Below are 23,672 nucleotides of genomic sequence, written 5' to 3'. Positions count from 1 at the left end.
CAGCTTTCCACAGACTTCCCAGACTAAGGAGGGTCGATCGGCATGACCGTAGTCCCTGCACAGCAGTCCGGCGGATCGGGCGGCACCAGTGGCCTGTACGACGTCCTGGAGCTCGTTCTCGACCGTGGCCTCGTCATCGACGCCTTCGTGCGTGTCTCGCTCGTCGGCATCGAGATCCTGAAGATCGATGTGCGTGTGGTCGTCGCCAGTGTCGACACCTATCTGCGCTTCGCCGAGGCGTGCAACCGCCTCGACCTGGAGGCGGGCCCGCACAAGAACCCCGGGCTCCCCGACCTCATGGGCGAGATCACCGAATCCGGTGCGCGCGGCAAGTCCAAGGGCGCCCTGTCCGGCGCCGCCGAGACGATTTCCGACGCGTTCAAGCAGTCCCGTGAAGAGGGCCAGTCCGAGTCCCGTCCGCGCGCCCGCAAGAGCACGTCGGCGCGCAGGAAGGAGGAGCAGGAATGAGCACGTACGTATACGGCATCACCGCCGCTTCGCACCCTTCGCTCCCCGAAGGCATGGACGGCGTGGGCAAGCCCGCACGCTCCGTGCGCATCCTCAAGGAAGGCGACCTGGCGGCGATCGTCAGTGACGCGCCCGAGGGGCTGCGCCCCAAGCGCAACGACCTGCTGGCCCACCAGAACATCCTCAACGAGGCGGGCGCCGCGGGTCCGGTCCTTCCCATGCGGTTCGGCAACGTCGCCCCGGATGACGCAGCCGTCGCGAGCGTCCTCGCGGAGCGTGCCGAGCACTACCACGAGCGGCTCGCGACGCTGGCCGGCAAGGTCGAGTACAACGTCAAGGCCAGCCACGAGGAGCAGGCCGCACTGCACCGCGTGATGGCCGACAACCCCGAGGTGCAGGCGCTCGCCGAGGCCAACCGGCAGGCCGGCGGCGGCAGTTACGAGCAGAAGCTGCAGCTCGGCGAGATGGTGGTGGCCGCGCTCCAGGCCCGTGAGGCCGAGGACGCCGTGGAGCTCCACCGCATCCTGGAGCCTGCGGCACACTCCGTCAGTGTGGGCCCCGAGTCCACCGGATGGCTGGCCAACCTGTCGTTCCTGGTGGAGCGCAAGACGGCCGAGGTCTTCCTCGCTGCCGTCGAGGAGGCCCGCAAGGCCCACCCGCACATCGAACTGCGCGTCAACGGCCCGCTTCCGCCCTACAGCTTCGTCGAGCCCGGGCCCTCCGACCCCGCCGGAGCCACGCCGGAGTCCGCGAGTTCGCAGGCGGGCCGGGAGTAAGCCATGGGGCTCATCGGCGAAGTACTGATGCTGCCGCTCGCCCCGGTGCGCGGCGGCCTCTGGGCGGTGAACCAGGTACTGGCCGAGGCCGAGCGCCTCTACTACGACCCGGCCACCGTCCGGTCCGAACTCGCCCTTCTCGAGCAGCAGCTCGAGGCGGGTGAGATCGGGGAGGAGGAATTCGACCGCCGGGAGGACGAGTTGCTCGACCGCCTGGAAATAGGCCTGCGCCCCGGCGCGGGAACCGACAACGGGACCACACAATGAATCGACTGGGACTTGGCCTCGCCGTAGGGGCCGGATACGTCCTCGGACGTACGAAGAAGATGAAGCTGGCGTTCGCCGTCGGCACGATGGTGGCCGGTAAACGGATGAACCTGAGCCCGCGTGCCCTGGGCGACCTGCTCTCTCAACAGCTGCAGAACAACCCGCAGTTCAAGGAGATCGGCGACCAGCTGCGCCAGGACCTGCGCGGAGTCGGCAAGGCCGCTTCCGGAGCGCTGGTCGAACGGCAGATATCGGGCCTCGCGGACCGGCTGCACGGCCGGACGGCGGATGTCCGCGACCAGCTCGCGGGCGTGACGCCGGACGTCCCGGGCCGCGGCGGCAAGGAAGAGACAGAAGAGCCGGACGACGCGTACGACGAGTACGAGGACGAGGAAGAGGACGAGCGCGAGGACCGGGAAGCGCGGGACGATCGCGACGACCGGGACGACCGGGACCGCGAGGAGTCCCCGGAGGCGGAATCCGATGAGGAGCCGCGGCCGAGGAAGCGTGCACCCCAGCGGAAGTCCGCACCCAAGAAGGCGGCGGCGAAGAAGAGCACCGCCAAGAAGACGGCGGCACGGCAGAGCCCCGCGAAGAAGACGGCGAAGAAGGCTCCGGCACGGGCCGCGGCGAAGACCTCCGCGCGCCGTGCCACCGGGGCCCGGTTGCCGAAGGAGGGCGGTCGTGATGAGTGACACCCTGAAATCCGCCACGGGCAAGGCGAAGGAGAATCCGCTCGCCGGCATCGCACAGAGCGAGGCCGCCGACCGGCTCAAGGCAGAGGTCCAGGAGTATCTCGGCGCGCAGGCCCAGCGACTGCTGGTCGGAGTGGGCCACAAGCTCGGCGAGACGACGGGCAAGCTCAACGACATCGCCGAGGGCAACAGCCCGGGCTTCGCCAAGCTCGCCCTCGACGGCGGCCGCAAGATGGCCGAGGGCAAGGGGCCGCTGCGGTCCGCCGTGGAGATCGGCGCGGGCCGGGCCAAGGACAGTGTGGTCGGCGCCTTCAAGAACATGACCGGTGGCAAGGGCCGCCGCAAGAGCGGGGCCGGCAAGAAGCCGACGGTCATCATGGAGTTCATCGACGTCGGCGTGCCGCTGCGCACGGCGTACGACCAGTGGACCCAGTACCAGGACTTCAGCACCTTCGCCAAGGGCGTCAAGAGCGCGAACCGCGCGGATGACACCACCTCCGACTGGCAGGCCAAGATCTTCTGGTCCAACCGGAGCTGGAAGGCCCACACCACGGAACAGGTCGCCGACGACCGGATCGCGTGGACCTCGGAGGGTGCGAAGGGCACGACGAAGGGCGTCGTCTCCTTCCACTCGCTGGCCGAGAACCTCACGCGCGTCCTGCTGGTCCTGGAGTACTACCCGAAGGGTCTCTTCGAGAAGACCGGCAACATCTGGCGCGCCCAGGGCCGCCGGGCCCGGCTCGACCTGAAGAACTACGCGCGCTTCATCACCATCAAGGGTGAGGCGGAGGACGGCTGGCGCGGCGAGATCCGCGACGGTGAGGTCGTCCACAGCCATGAGGACGCGGTCGCGGAAGAAGAGCAGGAGCAAGAGCAGGATCAGGAGCACACCGAGGGCGAGTCGGACGACGTAGCCGAGGACGAGTACGAGCACGACGAGGACCAGCCCGAGGAGTCCTACGAGGACGAAGAGCAGCCCGAGGAGTCCTACGAGGACGAGGAAGACGAGGGCGACGAGGGCGAGGACGAGGCGAAGTACGAAGACGAGGAAGAGGGAGAAGCAGAGGACGAAGATGACCCGCGGTACGAAGAAGAGGCCGCAGTGAGTGGGAGTCGTCGATGACGATGCCCAGCCGGATGCCCGAACCGTATGGGCAGGGCGGTGGTGCGAACCTCGCCGACATCCTGGAGCGCGTGCTCGACAAGGGCATCGTGATCGCCGGGGACATCCGGATCAACCTGCTCGACATCGAACTGCTGACCATCAAGCTGCGGCTCATCGTCGCCTCCGTCGACAAGGCGAAGGAGATGGGGATCGACTGGTGGGAGGACGACCCCGCGTTGTCCACCCGTGCGCGTCGCGACGAACTCACCCGTGAGAACGCCGAGTTGCGTGCCCATGTCGCCGAACTGGAGCAGCTGGACCAGGGCAGGACGGAGCGCGACACGGTGGAGCGGGGCAAGACCGAGCGGAGCAAGACCGAGCGGAGCAAGCCCCGGCAGAGCAAGACGGAGGAAAGCACATGAGCGGACTGCGGTACGTCTACGCGATCTGCCGTCCCTTCGACGCGCCGCTCCAGGCGCAGGTGACCGGGGTGGACGGCGCGCCCCCCGGTCAGCTGTCGCACCACGGTCTGATCGCGGTGGTCGGCACCGTGCCGGAGCGGGACTTCGCCGAGGAGCCGCTCCGGCGCCATCTGGAGGACCTGGACTGGCTGAGCGCGACCGCTCGCGCTCACCAGTCCGTGATCGACGCGCTGACGGTGGTCACCACGCCGTTGCCGCTGCGGCTCGCCACCGTGTTCCGGGACGACGCGGGAGTACGCGCGATGATGGAGGCGCGGGAGGACTCCTTCAGGCGCACGCTCGACCGGCTCGACGGCCGCGTGGAATGGGGCGTGAAGATCCATGCCGACGCGGAGGCCGCCCGTCCGGCGGCCGAGCCGGAGAAGGCCGCGTCGGGCCGGGACTACCTGCGCCAGCGCCGGCAGCGCAATCGGGCGCACGAAGAGATGTGGGAGAGCGCCGAGAAGTTCGCGCGCCGGCTGCACGACACGCTCTGCGAGCACGCGGAGGACGCCCGGCTGCACGCACCTCAGAACTCCGCGCTCTCCAAGGAAACGGGCCGCAATGTGCTCAACGCGGCCTACCTGGTGCCGCGTTCGGACTCGGAGGCCTTCGTCGAGCTGGTGGAAGGCGTGAAGAGCGAGGAGTCCGGCATGCGTGTGGAGATCACGGGTCCGTGGGCCGCGTACTCCTTCGCGGGCCTTGATGCCAAAGGGGACGCCACGGCGGGGGAGGGGGGACCGTGACCGTCTTCGAACGCCGGGAGGTCGCCCTCGTCGACCTGCTCGACCGGTTGCTCGCGGGCGGGGTCGTCATCACCGGCGACCTCACCCTGCGGATCGCGGACGTCGATCTCGTGCGCATCGACCTGAACGCACTCATCAGCTCGGTGAACGAGCAAGTCCCCTCACCCTTCGAGGAGTTGCTGTGAGCGAAGAGGAGCGGGACCGGGAGCAGCTGCGGAAGCACTCCCGGACGACGGGGAAGAACCGGCTGGAACTCGAACCGGACACGGTGGAACGCGACCTGATCAAGCTCGTCCTGACCGTCGTGGAGCTGCTGCGCCAGCTGATGGAGCGGCAGGCGGTGCGCCGGTTCGACACCGGGGAGCTGGACGAGGACCAGGAGGAGCGCATCGGCCTCACGCTGATGCTGCTCGACGACCGCATGGCCGAGTTGCGTGAACGCTACGGCCTGCGGCCCGAGGACCTGAATCTGGACCTCGGGCCGCTGGGGCCGCTGCTTCCGAGGGACTAGCTCCACCGGCTGCCCCGAGCCGGTGGAGCCAGTAGCCGGTCCCTTCTCTTGTCGGGTCGGGAAGTTTCGGGTCAGGAAGCGGTCGGCTTCGCGAACTCCGTCAGGAACGCCTCGCAGAACGCCTTCAGGTCGTCCGGCTTGCGGCTGGTGATCAGCGCGTTGGGGCCGTCGTGGCAGACCTTCACCTGCTCGTCGACCCAGGTGCCGCCCGCGTTGCGGATGTCCGTACGGAGGCTGGGGAACGAGGTGAGGCCACGGCCCGAGACGACGTCCGCCTCGACGAGGACCCACGGGGCATGGCAGATGGCGGCCACCGGCCGGCCGCTGTCGAAGAAGCCGCGTACGAAGGAGACGGCCCCCTCGTCCAGGCGCAGCGCGTCCGGGTTGGCCACGCCGCCCGGCAGGACGAGGCCGTCGAAGGAATCGGCCGACACGTCGCCGACGACCTCGTCCACGGGGAACGTGTCGGCCTTGTCGAGGTGGTCGAAGGCCTGTACGTGGCCTGCTTCCGTCGACACCAGGACGGGCTCGCCGCCCGCGTCGGTCACCGCCTTCCAGGGGTCGGTGAGTTCGATCTGCTCCACGCCCTCGGGCGCCATCAGGAATGCGACACGCATGACTGCTCTCTCTCCTTGTGGGGCCCGGACGCAAAGCCCGGACTCCTTCTTGTGTATGGGTCTGCGGGTGTGTGCGGGTCTACCGGTGGCCCCTCAGCGGGCCTGGTCCCGGACGACCCGCACGGTGTCGAGACCGGGATCCGCGGCGTCAGGCAGATTCATCCCGGCCGCTTTGCCGGTACGCAGATAGCGCAGCACCGGCTCGGTGAGACGTTCACCGGGCAGCGCCGCGGGAATTCCGGGCGGGTACGGCGTCAGCATCTCGGCCGCCACGCGTCCCGCCGCCTCGGCCACCGGAACGTCGACGGTGGGCCCGAAGTAGGCGTCACGGGGCAGATCGTCCTGGGAAAGGCGCAGGGCGGTGGGGGAGGGGACGTCCACGGCCGGCGCCGGACGCAGTCCGGGAGCGGCCTGGGCCAGGTCCCGCAACGCGGCCAGGAGCTCCTCCGTCGTCTCCCGGTCATCCGCGTGGGTGAGCTGGGTGCTGATGCGGCGGTGATCGGCCAGGTGCGCCTCGACCGAGCGGTGCTCGCGCAGCCAGTCCGCCGCCCGGAAGCCCGAGGTTCCCAGGCCGCTCACGTCGATGACGACCGGCAGCGGATCGAAGTCGGTCGCGGGCCCGCAGAAGTCGTCCCTGTCGTTCACGTGCAGTCCGGGGATCTCCTCGATCGCCGCCCGGACGTCTGCCGCCAGATCGAGGGCGGCTCCCATGAGTTCCTTGCCGTGCCGAGCCATCTGGCGGCGCCAGCCGTCGAGCCCGGCGTAGATGAGCACGGAGGGGCTGGTGGTGCCGAACAGATCCGCCCTGGACTTCAGCACCGTCGGATCCATCAGGTCGCCCTGGAGGTGGAAGACGGACCCCTGCTCCAGGCCGCTGCCCATCTTGTGGATGCTGGTCACACAGACGTCGGCGCCCGCGTCCATCGCCCAGGACGGCAGGTCGGGGTGGAAGGGGAGGTGTGCGCCCCAGGCCTCGTCCACGATCAGCGGACGGGAGTGCTGGTGGCAGACCTCCGCGATGCCGCGCAGGTCTGCGCAGCTCCCATACGGGGTGGGGCTGGTGACCAGGGCACCCTTCGCGTCCGGGTGGGCGGCGAACGCCTCGGCGAAGGCCTCGGCCGTGGGCGGGTGTGCCAGGTGCCGTTCGGAATCCCAGGAGGGGTCGACCCAGACCGGGCGGATGCCGGAGAGGATCAGGGCCGATACGACGGACTTGTGGGCGTCGCGTCCGATGAGCAGCTTCTCGTGCGGCCCCGCGGCCGAGAGCATCGCTGCCTTGACCGACAGGGAACTGCCGCACGTCGAGAAGAAAGTGCGCGACGCGTGCACCGCGTCGGCCATCAGCTGCTCCGCCCGTTCCAGGACCCGGCCGCGGCCGAGACGGTCGTCGAGGCTCCCGGAGGCGAGGAGATCGCCGTGGAAGACGGCGTCGCCCAGCACTTCTCGCACCAGCGGATCGGCTCCCCGGGCCTGCTTATGGCCCGGTGGGGTGAAAGCGATGCGGCCTTTGCTGCGGTGGTCCGCCAGGGCTTCCAATACGGGGGCCCGGGCGTGGTCGACGGTCATGGATCACGAGTTCCCTGGCCGCGCGAAGGTCAATCAGAGTGACTGATCCCTGGCCTGATGGGTACTCAGAGTGACATGCGGATGAGTGTGATGGACGTGGGTTCGAATGCGGTCCGGCTGGTCGTTGTGGACGCCGAGGACGGTGTGCCGTTGCCGGTCCACACCGCCAAGTGGAAGGTGAGACTCTCCGAGGAGGTGGGGCCGTGCGGGGTGATCCCCGAGGAATCGGTGGGGCAGCTCGCCACGGCGGTCGCCGCGGCCGCCGGGACCGCCCGAAGATGGGGCGCGGCGGAGCCGCTCGCCTTCGCCACGACGGTGGTGCGCAGCGCGCCCAACCGGTTGGACGTGCTGCGGACCATCGGCGAGGAGACCGGCGTACGGCTGTGCACGCTGCCCGGAGAGGTGGAGGCCGAACTCACCTTTCTGGGCGCCCGTCAGTGGATGGGCTGGCGGGCCGGGCCGCTGGCCATGTTCGACATCGGCGGCGGCTCCATGGAGGTGGCCTTCGGACGCGGGCGGCTCCCGGACTACGTGGCGTCGCTGCCCCTCGGCGCCCGCCGCCTCACCCGGGAGTTCTTCGACGGCGAGGACCCGCCGACCGAGCAGAGCGTGAAGGCGCTGCGGCGCAAGGTGCGTCACCAGCTGCGTGACGTCGCCGCGCGGATCCGCTGGGAGGGGCCCCGCACCGCCGTGGCGACCTCCCGGACGTTCCAGCAACTGGCGCGGCTCGGGGGCGCCGCCCCGGGGCGCCACGGACCCTTCATGGAAAGGCAGTTGAGCCGGGCGGACCTGCGCCGCTGCCGTGACCGGCTCGCCGCGTTGCCGGCGGCCGAGCGGGCCACGCTGCCGGGGGTCTCGGCGCCGCGGGCCGCACAGAGCCTGGCCGGGGCGATCGTGGGGCATACGGCGATGAAGCTGACGGACGTCAAGACGGTCACCCTCTGCCCCTGGGCCATCCGCGAGGGCGTACTCCTGCGCCACATGGAGGACGGCGGGGAGTGGTGGGCGGAGGTCAGCCGGACGGAGGCCGCGCCGCCCGCGGCCCAGCCGGTCCCGCTGAGGATCGCGGCGCTGCAGCACTGACGCGGTCGGCGCTGCCGTGGGTGAGGGAGCCCTGGCGGTGCAGTACCGCACGCTCCTCGGTGCTGGCGCCGCCCCGGACGCCGTGCGCCTGGCCGCTGTCGAGGGCCCGGGCGAGGCAGGGACGGAGCACCGGGCAGCACAATGGTGGGCGGAATTCGCTGCTGTCGGGTCCGGCGCGGGGGCCCGGGTGCCCGCGCCGCGCGGACGGAAACCGAGAGGGCCGGGTGAAGGGGCGGGCCGGAGAGTCCTCGGGCTCACTCCTCGCCGGTGTGAGCCGTTGCCGGTGCCGTCCGGAGTCCGGCGATCGTCGTGGCCAGTTGCTTTCGGAACGACTTCGGGATCTTGCCTCCTGTGACGGAGCCGACCACCTCCTCCGCCACGAGGTGCAGCTTGGTATTCGTGTTCTGGGAGAGCGAGACCAGCACGCTCCACGCGTCGTCGGCACTCAGGCCGAAGGATGCCATCAGGACGCCGCGTGCCATGTCGATGACGGGGCGCGTCTCCATGGCCCGGCGCAGCTGGACCAGTTCGACGCGCGGGTCCTGCTCGGAGTTGGCGTCCGAAACGGTCACCAGGTCACCGGTGACGGCTGGTGTGATCGGCGGTGGCGGCCGGTCCGGCCCGTCCGGCGGGCGGGAGTGCATGGCGCGGGTGGCTTCGCAGCTCCCCGCGAGCCGCGTGGAAAGCACACGTTCTGTCATGGCGGCCACTCCGTAGGCGTCCGGGCGTCATCACCTCACACAGCGTCGACCCGGCACGGCACACCCGTCAAGAGATACCGGAAATGTAGTTCGCCCTTTTGAATGCGTGAATCAATGGCCCTATCTTGGGGGGATGGCTGCAGTACCTGAATCACACAGCGGTTGGACATTCCTCACCAACCACGCCCGCGTGCTGGCCGCGATCGCCCACGACCCCGCCACCCGTATCCGGGACATCGCCGCTCGCTGCCGGCTCACCGAGCGTGCCGTACAGAAGATCGTTTCCGACCTCGAGGAAGGCGGATACCTCTCCCACACACGTCAAGGCCGCTCCAACACGTATCGCATCGAATCGGGGACCATCCTGCGTCACCCCGCCGAATCGGGGCTCGCCGTGGCGGAACTCCTCACGCTCCTCGCCCAGCACGACGACGGCCGGGGCAAGGATGCCCGGCAGGTGGAGTCGGCGCGGGAATCCGCTGAATGACCCCTCTGACCTGCGGCGCATCTGTTCCGCACGGACCGGATGGCCGTGCCGGACGACGGTTAAGCTGGGGAGCATGGCCTACGAGATTCCGGTGACGCAAGCCCGAGCAGAGCTCGCCGACCTGATCAACCGCGTCGTGTACGGCGGTGAGCGGGTGGTCGTCACCCGTCATGGCAAGCCGCTCGTGGCCCTCGTCTCCGCCGCCGACCTGGAACGCCTTGAGGCGTTGGCGGCGGCGGACGACGAGCAGGTCGTCAGCTCCGTCTCGTCGCTCGGCTCCACGCCGTCCTCGTCGTCCGGCGCGGGCGAGCGGCAGCGGTTCGGCATCGCCGCCGAGCACCGCGGACCCAACGCGAAGTAGCCGTACGGCTTTTGAGCGCGGGAAGGGCCGTACGCCCCGGTCCGCTACGGCGGGGGCGTACGGCTGTCTTCGTGTGCTGCAGGGTCAGGCGACCGGCACCGCTTCCCTCGCCGCCGGCGCCTCGTCGCGCGCCGTGGCGGCGGGCCGGCGGAGCACCCCGAGCAGTACGGCCGTCAGGCCGAGCAGGGCCCAGACGGCGAGGGTGACGAGCGGGCCCGTGATGCGCGCGCCGTCGAAGAAGGACACCGAGCGCAGCAGGGTGCCTCCGGCGCCAGGCGGCAGCAACTGGCCGATGAATCCCACTGGTTCGGGCAGCAGCCGCGGCGCGGACGTCACGCCGGAGAACGGATTGCCGAGCAGCACCATCGTCAGTGCGCCGACCCCTATGCCCGCCGGACCGAGGAGTGCGGCGCATCCGGCCACGGTGGCGCCCACCGCGAGCGTCGAGAGGCTCAACACCCCGGCCTCCGCCCACCAGTTGCCCGTCAGAACGCCCAGCCAGCTGTGGGTCACGGCGGCGGCGACCATGCCGACCAGGGCGGCGGCGAGGGTGAGGGAGGCCACCGCGCGGACACCGCGCAGGCCGAGCATCGTCACGATCGCACCGGCCGCGACCCCCGCGATCGCCAGCGGCAGGACGCTCGCGCCGAGTGCGGAGCCCCGTGGGTCGGCCGCGGGCGCGGCCACCACATCGGTGGTCGGCACGTCGGTCCCCGCCGGGGCCTGACCGGCCACCGCCTGCTCCAGGAGCTGGGCGACCACCGGGCTCGCCGCCGTCGCGGTCAGCAGCTTCATTCCCTTCGGTGTGACCACGACCGCTCCGTACACGGCCCGGTCCTCGATGGCGTCGCGGGCCGCGGCCTCATCGGCGTACCGGTGAATCTCGAACGCGCCCTCGCGGTGCTCCAGCCGGGCCTTGAGAGGGGCCGTCGCCGCGGCGGGTCCCGCGACGCCGAGGGGCAGGTCGCGCGGGGCGGTCCTGGCAGCGGGCCAGGCGAACGCCCACAGGGCGAGGGCCACGAGGGTCGGGACCAGGACGGCCACCGCCACCATGCGGCGGCCCTGCGGGGGAGAGGTGGCGACGGGCGTGGACATGAGCTGAGCTCCTTCGTGCGCTCCTGCTTGAAACGTGCGCTCTTGGTTTAAAGAGAAGGATCGTTCGTTTTACGTGATGCCCACACTGTCCTTGCCGGGTGTGGCGGTTGTCAAGAAGGAATGTTCGTTTTAGTTTGGCGGCATGGCCCGCGTATCCCAGGAGCACCTAGACGCACGCCGCCGCCAGATCCTCGACGGCGCCGCCCTCTGTTTCGCCCGAAACGGCTTCCATGCCACGTCGATGCAGGACGTGCTCAAGGAGGTCGGCCTCTCGGCCGGGGCGGTCTACCGCTACTTCAGTGGCAAGGAGGAGCTGATCGGGGCGATCGTCGGTGAGGTCCTCGAATGGATCCGGGCGACCTTCGAGGCGGCGGCCGAGGAGACTCCGCCGCCACCGCCGGACGTGCTGGTCGGCCGGGCGCTGACCCAGGTGCTCGGCCGCAGGACGGGTGTCCAGGAGGGGGAGTCCTCGTACCTCCCGCGTCTGATCGTCCAGGTGTGGGCGGAGACCCTGCGCAACGAAGAGCTCGCGGCCGTGATGCGCCAGGGGTACGCCAAGGTGCGGGCGGCGTGGGTGAAGATCGTCGAGGGATATCAGGCGGCGGGCATGATGCGGGACGACATCCCGGCCGACCACGTCGCGCGGGTGATGATCGGCGCGGCCCAGGGATTCGTGGCGCAGCTCGCACTGTTCGACGAGGTCCCGGTCGAGGCGCTGCAGGACGGTCTGCGCGGCTTGATGAGTATGGGTCAGCCCAGCTGATGGTCATGGAGTGGTCAAGCGCTGGTTAACCTCGTTGAAACTCCTCCCAACTACCCTGCGAGCCCACGCCACCAGGGGTTTTCGTAACCGGGGTGCGCAAGATCAAGCGCGCTCCCTGTGTGTTACATCTATATCCGTCGCGGTGGCCGCGGCAGCCGGACCCCGCACGGTCCGGAGCGAAGGACTGTGAGGTGGGACGCGTGCAACTGACCCCGCACGAGCAGGAGAGACTGCTCATCCATGTGGCCGCGGACGTGGCCGAGAAGCGAAGGGCGCGGGGGCTGCTGCTCAACCACCCCGAGGCGATCGCGCTCATCACGTCCCACATTCTCGAAGGCGCCAGGGACGGCCGTACCGTCTCCGAACTCATGTCGTCGGGGCGCAAGGTGCTCACCCGTGACGACGTGATGAGCGGCATCCCCGAGATGATTCACGACGTCCAGGTCGAGGCCACCTTCCCGGACGGCACCAAGCTCGTCACCGTCCACGACCCGATCGTCTGACGGGGGCTGCCAGATGAGTTCCGCGCATCAAGTCGTCCCGGGCGAGATCCTCTTCGCCGACGAGCCCGTCGCCTACAACGTGGGCCGCGAGGTCACCGCCCTCACCGTCCTCAACGCCGCCGACCGTCCCGTCCAGGTCGGCTCCCACTACCACTTCGCCGAGGCCAACCCCGGTCTCGACTTCGACCGTGCCGCCGCGCACGGCAAGCGGCTCAACATCGCCGCCGGCACCGCCGTGCGCTTCGAGCCCGGAATCCCCGTCGACGTCGAACTCGTCCCCCTGGCCGGTCTGCGCATCGTGCCCGGACTGCGCGGCGAGACCGGAGGTCCCCTCGATGCCTGAGCTCTCCCGCGCCGCGTACGCCGACCTGTTCGGCCCCACCACGGGCGACCGGATACGGCTTGCCGACACCGACCTCCTCGTCGAGATCGAGGAGGACCGCTCCGGAGGCCCCGGACGCTCCGGCGACGAGTCCGTGTTCGGCGGCGGCAAGGTCATCCGTGAGTCGATGGGGCAGTCGCGTACGACGCGTGCCGAAGGCGCCCCCGACACCGTCATCACCGGCGCCGTGGTCATCGATCACTGGGGCATCGTCAAGGCCGACATCGGCATCCGCGACGGCCGCATCACCGGCATCGGCAAGTCCGGCAACCCGGACACGATGGACGGCGTGCACCCCGATCTCGTGATCGGCCCGGAGACCGAGGTCATAGCGGGCAACGGCAAGATCCTCACCGCCGGCGGCATCGACACCCACATCCACTTCATCTCGCCGACCATCGTCGACGAGGCGCTCGCGTCCGGGGTCACCACCCTCATCGGCGGCGGCACCGGACCGGCCGAAGGCAGCAAGGCGACCACGATCACGCCCGGCTCCTGGCACCTGGCCCGGATGTTCGCGGCGATGGAGTCGAGCCCCGTCAACATCGGCTTCCTCGGCAAGGGCAACACGGTCTCCAGCGAGTCCATGCACGCCCAACTGCGGGCCGGGGCCGTCAGCTTCAAGATCCACGAGGACTGGGGCGCGACACCCGCCACCATCGACGCATGCCTGAACGTCTGTGAGGAGACCGGCGCCCAGCTCGCCGTGCACACCGACACCCTCAACGAGGCGGGCTTCATCGACGCCACGTTCGCCGCAGTCGCGGGCCGCACCCTGCACGCCTTCCACGTCGAGGGCGCGGGCGGCGGGCACGCCCCGGACATGATCACGGCGGTGTCGCTGCCGAACATGCTGCCCAGCTCCACCAACCCGACCCGGCCGCACACCGTCAACACTGTCGAGGAACACCTCGACATGCTGATGGTCTGCCACCACCTCAACCCGGCGGTCCCCGAGGACCTCGCCTTCGCCGAGTCGCGGATCCGGCCCACCACCATCGGGGCCGAGGACATCCTGCACGACCTCGGCGCCATCTCGATCATGTCGTCGGACTCGCAGGCCATGGGGCGCATCGGCGAGGTCATCATGCGCACCTGGCAGACCGCGCACGTGATGAAGCGGCGACGCGGCTTCCTGCCGGGGGACACCCGCGCCGACAACCGGCGTGCGCGTCGCTATGTCGCCAAGTACACGATCAACGCGGCGGTCGCGCAGGGCGTCGACCACGTGATCGGCTCGGTCGAGAGCGGCAAGCTCGCCGATCTGGTGCTGTGGGACCCGAAGTTCTTCGGCGTCAAGCCCCAGCTGGTCATCAAGGGCGGGCAGATCGCGTACGCGCAGATGGGCGACGCCAACGCCTCCATCCCCACGCCGCAGCCCGTCCTGCCGCGGCCCATGTTCGGTGCGCACGGCACGGCGCCCGGGCTCAACTCGCTCAACTTCGTGACGCAGTCGGCGCTGGACGACGGGCTGCCGGAGCGGCTCGGTCTGGCCAAGGAGTTCACCGCGATCCGCTCCACGCGCGGGCGCACGAAGGCGGACATGCGCGAGAACGACGCCCTGCCGAGGGTGGAGGTCGCTCCCGACAGCTTCGCCGTCACCATCGACGGTGAGCTCGTCGAGCCGTCGCCCGCCGCCGAACTGCCGCTCGCGCAGCGGTATTTCCTCTTCTGATGGCGGTCGTACGTCATGTCTAGAGGAGCGCTGCTCGTCCTCGCCGACGGCCGCTTCCCCGCCGGAGGGCACGCGCACTCCGGCGGGGCCGAGGAGGCCGTCAAGGCGGGCCGGATCACCGGCGCCGCGAGCCTGGGGGAGTTCTGCCGCGGGCGGCTGCACACCACGGGGCTCGTGTCCGCCTCGCTGGCGGCCGCCGCCGCGCTCGGTCTCGATCCGCTGGAGCTGGACGAGGCCGCCGACGCGCGCACTCCATCGGCCGCGCTGCGGGTCGCTGGACGGCGGCTCGGGCGGCAGATGATGCGGGCCGCCAGGGCCACCTGGCCCGACCCTGCCCTCGACCGGCTCTCGGCGGCGCTGCCCAAGGGCGCGCATCAGCCGGTGGTGCTCGGACTCGCCGCCCGGGCGGCGGGGCTCGGGCCGGAGGACGCCGCGTACTGCTCGGCGTACGAATGTGTCAGCGGGCCCGCGACGGCGACCGTGCGGCTGCTGAGCCTGGACCCGTTCGACGCGACGGGTGTGCTGGCCCGGCTGGCCCCGGAGCTCGACCTGGTCGCCGCGGAGGCGGCGCAGGCGGCACGCCGCGCGGTCTCCGACGGCGTCGACGCGCTGCCCGCGGCTTCCGCGCCGCTCATGGAGATCGGGGCGGAGGCGCATGCCGCATGGCCTGTGCGGCTGTTCGCGTCGTAGGAGAGCTCTTGCTCCCCGCACCCGCCCCCTCCGAGACCGGGTGCTCGCTCCCCGCGTCCGCCGGCCCGTGGACCGGCCGGCCCCGCCGGGCGTGTCCCCAACTGAACCACTGAATCTTCTGGAGTAACCACCATGCACCTCGACCACTCCCACGACGGCCCCGCAGCCATCAGCGCCGACGCGCACCGCCCCGACGGGCGTCGGCGCGCCCTGCGGATCGGGCTCGGCGGGCCCGTCGGGTCCGGCAAGACCGCCACCGTCGCCGCGCTGTGCAAGACCCTGCGGGACGAGCTGTCGCTCGCCGTCGTCACCAATGACATCTACACCCGCGAGGACGCCGAGTTCCTGCTCCGCGAAGCCGTCCTGCCGCCCGAGCGGATCACCGCCGTGGAGACCGGCGCCTGCCCGCACACCGCGATCCGCGACGACATCTCCGCCAACCTGGAGGCCGTGGAGGACCTGGAGGACGAGATCGGGCCGCTGGACCTGATCCTCGTCGAGTCCGGCGGTGACAACCTCACCGCCACCTTCTCCAAGGGACTCGTCGACGCACAGATCTTCGTCATCGACGTCGCGGGCGGCGACGACATCCCCCGCAAGGGCGGCCCCGGCGTGACCACCGCCGACCTGCTCGTCGTGAACAAGACGGACCTCGCCCCGCACGTCGGCTCCGACCTCGCCGGGATGGCCGCGGACGCCAAGGCCCAGCGCGGCGAACTCCCTGTCGCCTTCCAGTCGTTGCGCTCGGACGAGGGCGTCGGCCCCGTCGCCGCCTGGGTGCGTGCGCAGTACGCGGCCTGGACCGCGTCCGCATGAGCGTGGACACCGCCGTGCCGTCCGGGGTGCGCGGCATCGCCCGGATCTCCGCGCGGGGCGACGGGCGGGGCGGCACCGCCCTGCCCGTGCTCGACGGGGAGGGACAGCTGGCCCCGCGCCGCACCAGGTCGGCAGGGAGGGGCGCCACGGTCACCCTCGTCGGGGCGATGAGCGGGCCCCTCGGGGGTGATCACCTCACGGTCGAGGCCGCCGCTCACGACGGGGCCCGGCTGCACATCGGCTCGGCCGCCGCCACGCTGGCCCTGCCGGGACAGTCGAAGGAGGCGGCGCGCTACGACGTGCGGCTCACGGTCGGCGAGGACGCGGAACTGTTGTGGCTGCCGGAGCAGTTGATCTCCGTACGCGACAGCGACCTGCGGGTGACCACGCGGGCCGACCTCGCCGCGAGCGCGAGCCTGGTGCTGCGGGAGGAGCAGGTGCTCGGCAGGACCGGCGAGGATCCGGGACGCCTCAGCAGCCGCCTCACCGTGCGCCGGGTGGGCCGTCTCCTCCTCGATCAGGAGCTCTCCTGCGGGCCCGGTGCGCCCGGCGGATGGGACGGCCCCGCCGTCCTGGCAGGTCATCGCGCGATCGGCCAACTCATCGTCGTACGGCCGGAGTTCGAGCACGGCATGCCCGGGCCCGCACTCCTCGGCGAGGCGGCGTCGCTGACTCCGCTCGCCGGCCCCGCCGTGCTCGTCACCGCCGTCGCCCCCGACGCCCTGCGGGTCCGCCGCGTCCTCGACGAGGCCGTGCGCACACTCACGTGAACAGGGGCATAACCGCTCAGCGGGGTTCCCTGCACCGTCTATCGGATTGGTAAAGAAACACCTGTCCGGTCTGTCGGACTGAACCCGTTGACCGACAGGATCCTCCTACTGTTCGAAATTCGACAGGGAAATCGACAGGGGGAGGAACCAGTTGAGACGCACCACAGCATTCGGCGCCGCCGGCACGCTGATCACGGGCTCGCTCATAGCGGGCGCGATCATGGCGCCCGTCGCCCAAGCGGACGCCCGCCGGAGCAGCGGCAGCGCTGACGCCCGCCAGCGCACCAGCTCCGAGGCGCGCGGTGTCGCGCTCGCGGCGCAGCGTGCCGCCAAGGCCGGCATCGACTGGCAGGCGTGCCCCGACGACTGGGGTCTGGACAAGGCGATCACGTGCGGATGGGTCACCGTCCCGCTCGACTACGCCAAGCCCAACGGCAAGAAGATCAAGCTGGCGGTCGACCACATCGCCAGCACCGGGACGAAGAAGGAGCGCCAGGGCGCTCTCCTCTACAACCCGGGCGGCCCCGGCGCCTCCGGCCTCCGCTTCCCCGCCCGCGTGGTCACCAAGGCCAAGCTCTGGGAGAAGACGGCCAAGGCGTACGACTTCGTGGGCTTCGAGCCGCGCGGCGTCGGTCACTCGGCGCCCATCTCCTGCGTGGACCCGCAGGAGTTCGTCAAGGCCCCCAAGGCCGACCCGGTGCCGGGCTCCGCGGCGGACAAGCGCGCCCAGCGCAAGCTCGCGGCCGAGTACGCGGACGGCTGTGCCGAGCGCAGCGGCGACATGCTGGACCACATGACGACGCCGAACACCGCACGCGACCTGGACGTCATCCGGGCCGCGCTGGGCGAGAAGAAGCTGAACTTCCTCGGCGTCTCCTACGGCACCTACCTGGGCGCGGTCTACGGGACGCTGTTCCCGTCGCACGTGCGCCGCATGGTCGTCGACTCGGTGGTCAACCCGTCGAAGAAGAAGATCTGGTACGAGGCCAACCTCGACCAGGACGTCGCCTTCGAGATCCGTCTCAAGGACTGGATGACGTGGGTCGCCAAGTACGACGCCACCTTCCACCTCGGTGACACCGCGGCGAAGGTCGCCAAGAACTGGGACAAGCTGCGTGCCGCGGCGAAGAAGGAGCCGCTGGGCGGAGTCGTCGGCCCCGCCGAGCTCATCGCCTACTTCCAGAGTGCGCCGTACTACGACTCCGCCTGGGTCGGGATCGCGACGAACTTCAGCAAGTACGTCGCCGGTGACGCCAAGCCGCTGATCGAGGCAGCCAGCCCCGACCTGTCGGACACCGCGGGCAACATCGCGTCGGAGAACGGCAACGCCGTCTACACGGCCGTCGAGTGCGCGGACGCCAAGTGGCCCACCAGCTGGAAGAAGTGGGACCGCGACAACACCCGCATCCACCGCGACAACCCGTTCATGACGTGGGCCAACGCCTGGATGAACCTGCCCTGCGCGACCTGGTCGGGCAAGCAGCACGAGCCCGTCGAGGTGAAGACCGGCAAGGGCCTGCCGCCCGTGCTGATCGCGCAGTCGACCCGCGACGCGGCCACGCCGTACGAGGGTGCCGTCGAGCTCCACAAGCGCTTCAAGGGCTCGCGCCTGATCACGGAGAAGGACGCCGGTTCGCACGGCATCACGAACCTGGTCAACCCGTGCCTCAACGAGCGTGTCGACACCTACCTGCTGACCGGCAAGGTGGACAGCAAGGACGTGACGTGCACCCCGCACGCCACGCCCAAGCCGTAATGTCCTGCCGCTAGGCAACTGGCGAGGGGCGACCGGGATCACCCGGTCGCCCCTTCGCTATGCCGCCTCCTGCGCGATCACGGCCGTACGCGGCTCCGCGATCGCCTCGTAGTCCGCGGTCCGCAGCGCCAGCGAACGGTCCAGGCGCGCCGCGTTGAAGAACAGCTCCTCATGGGCGAGCAGCGCGGGATCCACGACCAGTTCGAGCTCGGGGTCGAAGGAGAACGGCAGGATCGTGCCGCTCACGCTCCCCGCGAGCCGCTCGGCGACCTCCTGCGTGGCGAAGCCCGCGTACGTCCCGCCGAGGAGCTGCTTGACGGCGTTCAGGTCGACACGTCGGTCACCGGGCACCACGGCGAGCACGTAACGCTTCGTCTTCTTGCCGGTCTTCACCATCACCACGATGCACTTGGCGGCCTGCTGGAGGGTGTTGCCCCGCAGCGTGCTCACCGCCTCCGTGGCGCCCTGTTCCTCGTGCTCGATGACGCGGTAGGCCGCGCCCCGCTCGTCGAGCAGCCCGATCAGCTTGGTGTACAGGCTGTGTTCGTTCATCCGCTTCTTCTCCCCTGATGCCGGCAAGGCGTCTTGTCCGCGCGGTGCCGCCCGTTGGCAGGACCGTATGTCACGGCATCAACTCAGCGGCATCCGGGGGAATTTCCGCCTGCTCGCCGCGGCGGCGCGCTCGGCCTCCTCCGCCTTCACGACCGCGGCGTACTTGTCGACGTACTCCTGGCCGGAGAGCCCGAGGATGGCGTACATGATCTCGTCCGTGACCGCGCGCAGGACCGCCTTCTCGTTCTCCATGCCGGCATAGCGCGAGAAGTCCAGCGGGGCGCCGAACCGGATCTCCACGCGCCGGAAGTTCGGCACCTTCTGGCCCGGCGGCTGGGCCTCGAACGTGCCGATCATCGCGCACGGGATCACCGGTGCCTGCGCCTTGAGCGCCATCGCGGCGACGCCGACCTTCCCCTTGTAGAGGCGCCCGTCGTGCGAGCGGGTGCCCTCCGGATAGATGCCGAGCAGCTCGCCCTTGCGCAGCACCCCGAGGCCCTCGCGGATCGCGGCCTGGCCCGCCTCCTTGCCGGAGCGGTCCACCGGGATCTGGCCTGCGCTGCGGAAGAACGTGGCCGTCAGGCGGCCCCTGATGCCGGGGCCCGTGAAGTACTCGGCCTTCGCGAGGAAGGTGATCCGCCGCTTGATGATGGCGGGCATCAGGAAGTGGTCCGAGAACGAGAGATGGTTGCCCGCCACGATCGCCGCACCGGATTCCGGGATGTGCTCGAGGCCCTCGATGCGCGGCCGGAACATGAGCCGCAGCAGCGGCCCCAGGACGACGTACTTGAGCAGGTAGTAGAACACCCGTTGCTCCTCACTCAGGTGGACCGGCCTGGGTTCTGCGTCGTCGCAGGTCACGGGTCCTCGCGCAGCGGTCAGTTTAGGTGCGCCGCCCCGACGGGAGAAGGGAGCGTAGCCCGGTGGCCTCGGTCCTTTCGCGCACGTGTGCGGTCCGGGTGGCGGGGCGCCCATCCGGAGGGCGCGCCGGACTCGTCCGGGTGACCGAGTGGCGTGTCGGACGCGCGGGCCGCGGATGGGGTGGCCTGGCTTCTCTCCGTCGCAGCACGCCACCGTCCCAGGAGGTCTCCATGAGGTCCCGTCCCACGTCCCGCCTGCGCCCGGCCGCGGCCGTCGCCGCCGCGCTCGTCTCCCTCGCCGTGGCCGCGCCCGCCCACGCGGCGCACGAAACGGCCCCCGAGCGGGGCAGCGGCGTCTTCCTCACCGTCACGGGGCAGAACAACGCCTGGGTCCGCGGGGTGCTCCTTGACTGCGTGACCCCGCGGCCCGCGCACCATCCGCACGCGGCAGAGGCGTGCGCGGCGATCGACGCGGCGCACGGTGACTTCGACGCACTGCCCGCGAAGCAGGGAATCTGCACCAAGCAGTACGCCCCGGTCACCGTGAGCGCGACGGGCCTTCACCGCGGCAAGCGGATCAGCTGGAACAAGACGTACGGCAACGCTTGCGAGATGGGGTACTCGACGGGCGCCGTCTTCCGCTTCTGACGCGCCTCTGACGCGCTTCTGACAGACCCTGCCGACGGCCCGCCCCGGGCGCGCCGCCCCGCACCTTTCCTCACGGCCTGAGGCGCCGCGCGGCGCCTCAGGGGGTGCTGCGCGAGAGCACCATCGCCAGCGTGAGCATCCCGATGACGACCCAGCCGAACCACAGCCAGCCGTTGCTCCCGAGCGCGACCGTGTACGCGGTCACCGCGACCAAGCCTCCGATGGTGAATACACCCATCGTCTTCGTAGAATCAGGCATCGCCCTGCCTCCTCCCGGCAGCCCCGGCGCCTCGACGCCAAGACCGCGGCCTGAGACCATCCTCGCCTGCGAAGACCCTTTGCCGCTAGCGCCCGCGCGCGGCCAGTGAGGCCAGATAGGCGTTGTACGCCTCCAGCTCCTTGTCGCCGTCACGGTCCGCGGCCCGGTCCGTACGCCGTGCCTGGCGCTGATCGGAGCGGTACCACTGGAAGAGCAGCGCGAGCAGCACGAGCACCGAAGGCACCTCGCTGAACGCCCAGGCGATGCCGCCCGCGGCGGTCTGATCAGCGAGTGCGTCGATGCCGAGCGAGGCGGGCGGGTTCTTGTAGGTGCCGACCATCGGCTCGGACGCCATCATCAGCGCGATGCCGAAGAACGCGTGGAAGGGCATGCCCGCGAACAGCTCCAGCATCCGCATGATGTATCCGGGCCGGTGCGGACCGGGGTCGACGCCCATGATCGGCCAGAAGAAGACCAGGCCGACGGCCAGGAAGTGGACCATCATCCCGATGTGGCCCACCTTGGACTCCATCAGGGTGTCGAAGATCGGCGTGAAGTACAGCGCGTACAGGCTCGCGATGAACAGGGGGATCGTGAACGCGGGGTGCGTGATGATCTTGATGTAGCGGCTCTGCAGGATCCACAGGAGCCACTCGCGGGGGCCCTTGTGGCCGCGGCGGGCCGCGACCGGCAGGGCGCGCAGGGCGAGGGTGATCGGGGCGCCCATCAGGATCAGGATCGGCGACAGCATGCTGATGATCATGTGCTGCACCATGTGCACGCTGAACATGACCATGCCGTAGTCGTTCAGCTTGGTGCACATCACGAGCAGGATGGTCAGCACGCCCACCACGAAGGAGATGGTGCGGCCGACCGGCCACTTGTCACCGCGTCGTACGAGCCGGACCACACCCCAGGCGTAGAGCGCGAGCGCCACCAGGCAGCTGATGAGGAAGAAGGGGTCGGCGGAGAGCTCGAGCCCGCGCCCCAGCGTGAACGGCGGCAGATCCATGTTCATGCCGTGCCCGCTGTGATCCATCCACTGGCTCCTGATTCGTGCGGTTGTGCGCTGTGTGTCCGCACCAGACTAGAACGGCCCCCGGACGTCGACGCGTCCGGGGGCCGTTCGAAAAGAGCCTCGCTCTACAGCACGCACTCCGCCTCGGCGTACCGCTCGTCCGGCACCGTCTTCAGCGTCTCGACGGCCTCGGCGAGCGAGACCATCGTGATGTCCGTGCCGCGCAGCGCCGTCATCTTGCCGAACTCGCCGCGGTGCACGGCCTCCACGGCGTGCCAGCCGAAGCGGGTGGCGAGGACACGGTCGTACGCGGTGGGGGTGCCGCCGCGCTGGACGTGCCCGAGGATCACCGGACGCGCCTCCTTGCCCAGGCGCTGCTCCAGCTCGCCGGAGAGCCGCGTGGCGATGCCCGCGAACCGCTCGTGGCCGTACATGTCCTTGGTGCCCTCGTCGAAGTCCATCGTGCCCTCGCGGGGCTTGGCGCCCTCGGCGGCCACGACGATCGCGAACTTCTTGCCCGCGGAGAAGCGTTCGCCGACCTTCCGCGCCAGTTCCTCGATGTCGAAGGGCCGCTCCGGCACGACGATCGCGTGCGCGCCCGCGGCCATGCCCGAGTGCAGCGCGATCCAGCCGGTGTGCCGGCCCATGACCTCGACGATCAGGACCCGCTGGTGCGACTCGGCGGTCGTCTTCAGCCGGTCGAGGGCTTCGGTCGCCACGCCGACGGCGGTGTCGAAACCGAACGTCACGTCGGTCACCGCGATGTCGTTGTCGATCGTCTTGGGTACCCCGACGATCGGCAGACCCGCGTCCGAAAGCAGCCGGGCCGCCTTCAGCGTGCCTTCGCCGCCGATCGGGATGACCGCGTCGAGGCCCAGGTCGGCGAGGTGGCCCTTGGCCCGCTCGACGCCGTCGCGCAGATGCGCGGGCTGGACACGGGAGGAGCCGAGAATCGTTCCGCCACGCGCCAGAATGCCGCCCACCGCGTCGAGATCGAGCTTGCGGTAGTCGCATTCGAGCAGGCCGCGCCAGCCGTCGTGGAAGCCGATGACCTCGTCGCCGTGGTCGACGACGGCGCGGTGGACGACCGAACGGATGACGGCGTTCAGACCGGGGCAGTCGCCGCCGGAGGTGAGGACACCAATGCGCATAGCCCGGAATACCTTTGCAACGTGGGCCGGAGTCCGGACCACGTCGTCCGGCTGGAACCCCGCCACCCTATAGGCGTCAGGGGGCGGGGCAGCACCGGGCGTCCGACTGCTGGACTGTGCCGCTCACCTGTGCGGCGGGGGCATCATGCGGGCTGCTGTGCCGCGTTCATGCGCTCGGCGCGCAGCGCCTCGTACCAGCGGTCGTCCGTCGGCGGCAGCGCGTTCACGTCGAGGGCCAGCTTCAGGAGCAGGTCCGCGATCAGCGGGTTGCGGGCGAGGACGGGACCGTGCATGTACGTGCCGAAGACGGTGCCGTTGTACGCGCCCTCGGTGCCGTCGCCCGTGCCGTTGCCCCGGCCGAGGCTGACGCGTGCGAACGGCCGCGCGGACGGGCCGATGTGCGTGATGCCCTGGTGGTTCTCGAAGCCGGTCAGCGGGGGCAGGCCCAGCTGCGGGTCGATGTCGCCCAGGACGTCACCGACGCACCGGTCGCCCTCGCCGCGGGTGGAGATCACGTCGAGCAGGCCGAGGCCCGGCTCGCGCTGGCCGAGGTCGTTGATGAACTCCTGGCCCAGGATCTGGTAGCCCGCGCACACCGAGAAGACGATCGCGCCGTTGCCCACGGCCCGCTGCAGTCCGCCGTCGCGGCGCAGCCGCTCGGCGGCCAGGCGCTGCGGGCGGTCCTCGCCGCCGCCGATCAGGTAGATGTCGCCGGAGGTGGGCACCGGCTGGTCGCTGCGCACGTCGTAGCGCTCGACCTGGAGGCCGCGCTGGTGGGCGCGGCGCTCCACGACCAGGGCGTTGCCCTGGTCTCCGTACGTGCTGAGCAGGTCGGGGTAGACCCACACCAGCCGCAGGCTGTTGTCGCTCATGCTCATTCGTCCCTACGA

General features: G+C 70.3%; 32 protein-coding genes. 21 read left to right on the top strand and 11 right to left on the bottom strand.

Features of this window, described 5'->3' with window-relative positions:
- The first annotated feature begins 42 nt into the window (after window positions 1-42).
- Genes AB0E78_RS12965 through AB0E78_RS12925 form a run of 9 tightly spaced genes read left to right on the top strand, consistent with a single transcriptional unit; the run spans window position 43 to window position 5,029 of the window.
- Window positions 43-468, top strand: coding sequence for a gas vesicle structural protein GvpA (locus AB0E78_RS12965; RefSeq protein ID WP_361831365.1), 426 nt, complete (start codon window positions 43-45; stop codon window positions 466-468).
- Window positions 465-1,244 carry a GvpL/GvpF family gas vesicle protein gene (locus AB0E78_RS12960; RefSeq protein ID WP_361831363.1) on the top strand — a complete coding sequence of 260 codons (780 nt, stop codon included), beginning with the start codon at window positions 465-467 and terminating at the stop codon, window positions 1,242-1,244. Before AB0E78_RS12965 ends, AB0E78_RS12960 begins: the two co-directional genes overlap by 4 nt.
- Before the next feature lie 3 nt (window positions 1,245-1,247).
- Window positions 1,248-1,511 (top strand): gas vesicle protein GvpG, encoded by a 264-nt coding sequence (locus tag AB0E78_RS12955; RefSeq protein ID WP_361831361.1) that lies wholly within the window; start codon window positions 1,248-1,250, stop codon window positions 1,509-1,511.
- Complete coding sequence (locus tag AB0E78_RS12950) at window positions 1,508-2,206, top strand: DNA primase (protein WP_361831359.1); 699 nt, start codon at window positions 1,508-1,510, stop codon at window positions 2,204-2,206. The genes AB0E78_RS12955 and AB0E78_RS12950 overlap by 4 nt, the downstream gene beginning before the upstream one ends.
- On the top strand, window positions 2,199-3,329 hold the full coding sequence (locus AB0E78_RS12945) for an SRPBCC family protein (protein WP_361831357.1): 1,131 nt from the start codon (window positions 2,199-2,201) through the stop codon (window positions 3,327-3,329). Before AB0E78_RS12950 ends, AB0E78_RS12945 begins: the two co-directional genes overlap by 8 nt.
- On the top strand, window positions 3,326-3,733 hold the full coding sequence (locus AB0E78_RS12940) for a gas vesicle protein (protein ID WP_361831356.1): 408 nt from the start codon (window positions 3,326-3,328) through the stop codon (window positions 3,731-3,733). Before AB0E78_RS12945 ends, AB0E78_RS12940 begins: the two co-directional genes overlap by 4 nt.
- Window positions 3,730-4,518 (top strand): GvpL/GvpF family gas vesicle protein, encoded by a 789-nt coding sequence (locus AB0E78_RS12935; protein ID WP_361831354.1) that lies wholly within the window; start codon window positions 3,730-3,732, stop codon window positions 4,516-4,518. The genes AB0E78_RS12940 and AB0E78_RS12935 overlap by 4 nt, the downstream gene beginning before the upstream one ends.
- Window positions 4,515-4,703 carry a gas vesicle protein gene (locus AB0E78_RS12930; protein WP_361831352.1) on the top strand — a complete coding sequence of 63 codons (189 nt, stop codon included), beginning with the start codon at window positions 4,515-4,517 and terminating at the stop codon, window positions 4,701-4,703. Before AB0E78_RS12935 ends, AB0E78_RS12930 begins: the two co-directional genes overlap by 4 nt.
- A 26-nt stretch (window positions 4,704-4,729) precedes the next feature.
- Window positions 4,730-5,029 (top strand): gas vesicle protein K, encoded by a 300-nt coding sequence (locus tag AB0E78_RS12925; protein WP_361831768.1) that lies wholly within the window; start codon window positions 4,730-4,732, stop codon window positions 5,027-5,029.
- A 71-nt stretch (window positions 5,030-5,100) separates the two neighbouring features.
- Here the strand turns inward: AB0E78_RS12925 and AB0E78_RS12920 are convergent, their stop codons facing one another.
- On the bottom strand, window positions 5,101-5,646 hold the full coding sequence (locus AB0E78_RS12920; RefSeq protein WP_361831350.1) for a type 1 glutamine amidotransferase domain-containing protein: 546 nt from the start codon (window positions 5,644-5,646) through the stop codon (window positions 5,101-5,103).
- A gap of 93 nt (window positions 5,647-5,739) precedes the next feature.
- The gene (locus AB0E78_RS12915; protein ID WP_361831348.1) at window positions 5,740-7,212 is read right to left on the bottom strand and encodes an aminotransferase class I/II-fold pyridoxal phosphate-dependent enzyme; all 1,473 of its coding nucleotides are present in this window, start codon (window positions 7,210-7,212) and stop codon (window positions 5,740-5,742) included.
- A 75-nt stretch (window positions 7,213-7,287) separates the two neighbouring features.
- Here AB0E78_RS12915 and AB0E78_RS12910 point away from each other — a divergent pair, with 75 nt between their 5' ends.
- Window positions 7,288-8,295 carry a Ppx/GppA family phosphatase gene (locus AB0E78_RS12910; protein ID WP_361831766.1) on the top strand — a complete coding sequence of 336 codons (1,008 nt, stop codon included), beginning with the start codon at window positions 7,288-7,290 and terminating at the stop codon, window positions 8,293-8,295.
- Here AB0E78_RS12910 and AB0E78_RS12905 read toward each other — a convergent pair.
- Together AB0E78_RS12905 and AB0E78_RS12900 are read right to left on the bottom strand one after the other, a co-directional pair.
- Window positions 8,225-8,425: a WhiB family transcriptional regulator gene (locus AB0E78_RS12905; protein WP_361831346.1), complete on the bottom strand. Its 201-nt coding sequence runs from the start codon at window positions 8,423-8,425 to the stop codon at window positions 8,225-8,227. The genes AB0E78_RS12910 and AB0E78_RS12905 overlap by 71 nt on opposite strands.
- A 124-nt stretch (window positions 8,426-8,549) precedes the next feature.
- The gene (locus AB0E78_RS12900; protein WP_361831344.1) at window positions 8,550-8,996 is read right to left on the bottom strand and encodes an ANTAR domain-containing protein; all 447 of its coding nucleotides are present in this window, start codon (window positions 8,994-8,996) and stop codon (window positions 8,550-8,552) included.
- 133 nt (window positions 8,997-9,129) lie between these two features.
- Between AB0E78_RS12900 and AB0E78_RS12895 the strand changes: the two genes are divergently transcribed.
- A complete protein-coding gene (locus tag AB0E78_RS12895; protein WP_361831342.1) occupies window positions 9,130-9,483 on the top strand; it encodes a helix-turn-helix domain-containing protein in 354 nt (117 codons plus the stop codon).
- Window positions 9,484-9,556: 73 nt separating this feature from the next.
- Window positions 9,557-9,844, top strand: a complete 288-nt coding sequence (locus AB0E78_RS12890; protein WP_361831340.1) for a type II toxin-antitoxin system Phd/YefM family antitoxin — start codon at window positions 9,557-9,559, stop codon at window positions 9,842-9,844.
- Window positions 9,845-9,928: 84 nt separating this feature from the next.
- Here AB0E78_RS12890 and AB0E78_RS12885 read toward each other — a convergent pair whose 3' ends face one another.
- Entirely contained in the window at window positions 9,929-10,939 is a 1,011-nt protein-coding gene (locus AB0E78_RS12885; RefSeq protein WP_361831338.1) for an ABC transporter permease, read from the bottom strand.
- A gap of 142 nt (window positions 10,940-11,081) precedes the next feature.
- On the opposite strand from AB0E78_RS12885, the gene AB0E78_RS12880 reads away from it, so the two are divergent.
- From AB0E78_RS12880 to AB0E78_RS12845, 8 genes are all read left to right on the top strand, one after another.
- Window positions 11,082-11,702 carry a helix-turn-helix domain-containing protein gene (locus AB0E78_RS12880; RefSeq protein ID WP_361831336.1) on the top strand — a complete coding sequence of 207 codons (621 nt, stop codon included), beginning with the start codon at window positions 11,082-11,084 and terminating at the stop codon, window positions 11,700-11,702.
- A 200-nt stretch (window positions 11,703-11,902) separates the two neighbouring features.
- Window positions 11,903-12,205: an urease subunit gamma gene (locus AB0E78_RS12875; RefSeq protein WP_361831764.1), complete on the top strand. Its 303-nt coding sequence runs from the start codon at window positions 11,903-11,905 to the stop codon at window positions 12,203-12,205.
- A 13-nt stretch (window positions 12,206-12,218) separates the two neighbouring features.
- Window positions 12,219-12,548 carry an urease subunit beta gene (locus AB0E78_RS12870; protein WP_361831334.1) on the top strand — a complete coding sequence of 110 codons (330 nt, stop codon included), beginning with the start codon at window positions 12,219-12,221 and terminating at the stop codon, window positions 12,546-12,548.
- Window positions 12,541-14,262: an urease subunit alpha gene (locus AB0E78_RS12865; protein WP_361831332.1), complete on the top strand. Its 1,722-nt coding sequence runs from the start codon at window positions 12,541-12,543 to the stop codon at window positions 14,260-14,262. The genes AB0E78_RS12870 and AB0E78_RS12865 overlap by 8 nt, the downstream gene beginning before the upstream one ends.
- Before the next feature lie 15 nt (window positions 14,263-14,277).
- Window positions 14,278-14,952 carry an urease accessory UreF family protein gene (locus AB0E78_RS12860; RefSeq protein WP_361831330.1) on the top strand — a complete coding sequence of 225 codons (675 nt, stop codon included), beginning with the start codon at window positions 14,278-14,280 and terminating at the stop codon, window positions 14,950-14,952.
- A gap of 132 nt (window positions 14,953-15,084) precedes the next feature.
- Window positions 15,085-15,768 (top strand): urease accessory protein UreG, encoded by a 684-nt coding sequence (gene ureG, locus AB0E78_RS12855; protein WP_361831328.1) that lies wholly within the window; start codon window positions 15,085-15,087, stop codon window positions 15,766-15,768.
- Entirely contained in the window at window positions 15,765-16,538 is a 774-nt protein-coding gene (locus tag AB0E78_RS12850) for an urease accessory protein UreD (protein WP_361831326.1), read from the top strand. Before ureG ends, AB0E78_RS12850 begins: the two co-directional genes overlap by 4 nt.
- Window positions 16,539-16,689: 151 nt before the next feature.
- The gene (locus tag AB0E78_RS12845; RefSeq protein WP_361831324.1) at window positions 16,690-18,294 is read left to right on the top strand and encodes an alpha/beta hydrolase; all 1,605 of its coding nucleotides are present in this window, start codon (window positions 16,690-16,692) and stop codon (window positions 18,292-18,294) included.
- Window positions 18,295-18,351: 57 nt separating this feature from the next.
- Here the strand turns inward: AB0E78_RS12845 and AB0E78_RS12840 are convergent, their stop codons facing one another.
- Window positions 18,352-18,846: a YbaK/EbsC family protein gene (locus AB0E78_RS12840; RefSeq protein WP_361831322.1), complete on the bottom strand. Its 495-nt coding sequence runs from the start codon at window positions 18,844-18,846 to the stop codon at window positions 18,352-18,354.
- A 78-nt stretch (window positions 18,847-18,924) separates the two neighbouring features.
- Complete coding sequence (locus tag AB0E78_RS12835) at window positions 18,925-19,653, bottom strand: lysophospholipid acyltransferase family protein (RefSeq protein ID WP_361831320.1); 729 nt, start codon at window positions 19,651-19,653, stop codon at window positions 18,925-18,927.
- Window positions 19,654-19,937: 284 nt separating this feature from the next.
- On the opposite strand from AB0E78_RS12835, the gene AB0E78_RS12830 reads away from it, so the two are divergent.
- The gene (locus AB0E78_RS12830; protein WP_361831318.1) at window positions 19,938-20,354 is read left to right on the top strand and encodes an SSI family serine proteinase inhibitor; all 417 of its coding nucleotides are present in this window, start codon (window positions 19,938-19,940) and stop codon (window positions 20,352-20,354) included.
- A gap of 97 nt (window positions 20,355-20,451) precedes the next feature.
- Here the strand turns inward: AB0E78_RS12830 and AB0E78_RS12825 are convergent, their stop codons facing one another.
- The 4 genes from AB0E78_RS12825 to AB0E78_RS12810 all read right to left on the bottom strand — a co-directional run bounded on the left by AB0E78_RS12825 (window position 20,452) and on the right by AB0E78_RS12810 (window position 23,654).
- A complete protein-coding gene (locus tag AB0E78_RS12825; RefSeq protein WP_190078913.1) occupies window positions 20,452-20,613 on the bottom strand; it encodes a hypothetical protein in 162 nt (53 codons plus the stop codon).
- An 85-nt stretch (window positions 20,614-20,698) separates the two neighbouring features.
- Window positions 20,699-21,652 (bottom strand): cytochrome c oxidase assembly protein, encoded by a 954-nt coding sequence (locus AB0E78_RS12820; RefSeq protein WP_361831316.1) that lies wholly within the window; start codon window positions 21,650-21,652, stop codon window positions 20,699-20,701.
- Between the two features lie 104 nt (window positions 21,653-21,756).
- Window positions 21,757-22,782: a 6-phosphofructokinase gene (locus tag AB0E78_RS12815; RefSeq protein WP_361831314.1), complete on the bottom strand. Its 1,026-nt coding sequence runs from the start codon at window positions 22,780-22,782 to the stop codon at window positions 21,757-21,759.
- Window positions 22,783-22,925: 143 nt separating this feature from the next.
- The gene (locus tag AB0E78_RS12810) at window positions 22,926-23,654 is read right to left on the bottom strand and encodes a glutamine amidotransferase (RefSeq protein WP_249585951.1); all 729 of its coding nucleotides are present in this window, start codon (window positions 23,652-23,654) and stop codon (window positions 22,926-22,928) included.
- Window positions 23,655-23,672 lie beyond the last annotated feature (18 nt).

It is taken from the genome of Streptomyces sp. NPDC032198 (assembly GCF_040636975.1).
Classification (GTDB): Bacteria; Actinomycetota; Actinomycetes; order Streptomycetales; family Streptomycetaceae; genus Streptomyces.
The sequence above is the reverse complement of the archived record's forward strand: the minus strand, read 5'-3'. Positions and strand labels throughout refer to the sequence as shown.

What these genes read in the sequence shown, in the direction of transcription:
- AB0E78_RS12920 (WP_361831350.1), bottom strand. Translation starts at nt 5,646, where the DNA reads ATGCGTGTCGCATTCCTGATGGCGCCCGAGGGCGTGGAGCAGATCGAA.
- AB0E78_RS12960 (WP_361831363.1), top strand. Translation starts at nt 465, where the DNA reads ATGAGCACGTACGTATACGGCATCACCGCCGCTTCGCACCCTTCGCTC.
- AB0E78_RS12850 (WP_361831326.1), top strand. Translation starts at nt 15,765, where the DNA reads ATGAGCGTGGACACCGCCGTGCCGTCCGGGGTGCGCGGCATCGCCCGG.
- AB0E78_RS12900 (WP_361831344.1), bottom strand. Translation starts at nt 8,996, where the DNA reads ATGACAGAACGTGTGCTTTCCACGCGGCTCGCGGGGAGCTGCGAAGCC.
- AB0E78_RS12940 (WP_361831356.1), top strand. Translation starts at nt 3,326, where the DNA reads ATGACGATGCCCAGCCGGATGCCCGAACCGTATGGGCAGGGCGGTGGT.
- ureG (WP_361831328.1), top strand. Translation starts at nt 15,085, where the DNA reads ATGCACCTCGACCACTCCCACGACGGCCCCGCAGCCATCAGCGCCGAC.
- AB0E78_RS12965 (WP_361831365.1), top strand. Translation starts at nt 43, where the DNA reads ATGACCGTAGTCCCTGCACAGCAGTCCGGCGGATCGGGCGGCACCAGT.
- AB0E78_RS12910 (WP_361831766.1), top strand. Translation starts at nt 7,288, where the DNA reads ATGCGGATGAGTGTGATGGACGTGGGTTCGAATGCGGTCCGGCTGGTC.
- AB0E78_RS12815 (WP_361831314.1), bottom strand. Translation starts at nt 22,782, where the DNA reads ATGCGCATTGGTGTCCTCACCTCCGGCGGCGACTGCCCCGGTCTGAAC.
- AB0E78_RS12830 (WP_361831318.1), top strand. Translation starts at nt 19,938, where the DNA reads ATGAGGTCCCGTCCCACGTCCCGCCTGCGCCCGGCCGCGGCCGTCGCC.
- AB0E78_RS12950 (WP_361831359.1), top strand. Translation starts at nt 1,508, where the DNA reads ATGAATCGACTGGGACTTGGCCTCGCCGTAGGGGCCGGATACGTCCTC.
- AB0E78_RS12935 (WP_361831354.1), top strand. Translation starts at nt 3,730, where the DNA reads ATGAGCGGACTGCGGTACGTCTACGCGATCTGCCGTCCCTTCGACGCG.
- AB0E78_RS12885 (WP_361831338.1), bottom strand. Translation starts at nt 10,939, where the DNA reads ATGTCCACGCCCGTCGCCACCTCTCCCCCGCAGGGCCGCCGCATGGTG.
- AB0E78_RS12840 (WP_361831322.1), bottom strand. Translation starts at nt 18,846, where the DNA reads ATGAACGAACACAGCCTGTACACCAAGCTGATCGGGCTGCTCGACGAG.
- AB0E78_RS12820 (WP_361831316.1), bottom strand. Translation starts at nt 21,652, where the DNA reads ATGGATCACAGCGGGCACGGCATGAACATGGATCTGCCGCCGTTCACG.
- AB0E78_RS12945 (WP_361831357.1), top strand. Translation starts at nt 2,199, where the DNA reads ATGAGTGACACCCTGAAATCCGCCACGGGCAAGGCGAAGGAGAATCCG.
- AB0E78_RS12890 (WP_361831340.1), top strand. Translation starts at nt 9,557, where the DNA reads ATGGCCTACGAGATTCCGGTGACGCAAGCCCGAGCAGAGCTCGCCGAC.
- AB0E78_RS12915 (WP_361831348.1), bottom strand. Translation starts at nt 7,212, where the DNA reads ATGACCGTCGACCACGCCCGGGCCCCCGTATTGGAAGCCCTGGCGGAC.
- AB0E78_RS12870 (WP_361831334.1), top strand. Translation starts at nt 12,219, where the DNA reads ATGAGTTCCGCGCATCAAGTCGTCCCGGGCGAGATCCTCTTCGCCGAC.
- AB0E78_RS12860 (WP_361831330.1), top strand. Translation starts at nt 14,278, where the DNA reads ATGTCTAGAGGAGCGCTGCTCGTCCTCGCCGACGGCCGCTTCCCCGCC.
- AB0E78_RS12895 (WP_361831342.1), top strand. Translation starts at nt 9,130, where the DNA reads ATGGCTGCAGTACCTGAATCACACAGCGGTTGGACATTCCTCACCAAC.
- AB0E78_RS12880 (WP_361831336.1), top strand. Translation starts at nt 11,082, where the DNA reads ATGGCCCGCGTATCCCAGGAGCACCTAGACGCACGCCGCCGCCAGATC.
- AB0E78_RS12865 (WP_361831332.1), top strand. Translation starts at nt 12,541, where the DNA reads ATGCCTGAGCTCTCCCGCGCCGCGTACGCCGACCTGTTCGGCCCCACC.
- AB0E78_RS12825 (WP_190078913.1), bottom strand. Translation starts at nt 20,613, where the DNA reads ATGCCTGATTCTACGAAGACGATGGGTGTATTCACCATCGGAGGCTTG.
- AB0E78_RS12810 (WP_249585951.1), bottom strand. Translation starts at nt 23,654, where the DNA reads ATGAGCGACAACAGCCTGCGGCTGGTGTGGGTCTACCCCGACCTGCTC.
- AB0E78_RS12955 (WP_361831361.1), top strand. Translation starts at nt 1,248, where the DNA reads ATGGGGCTCATCGGCGAAGTACTGATGCTGCCGCTCGCCCCGGTGCGC.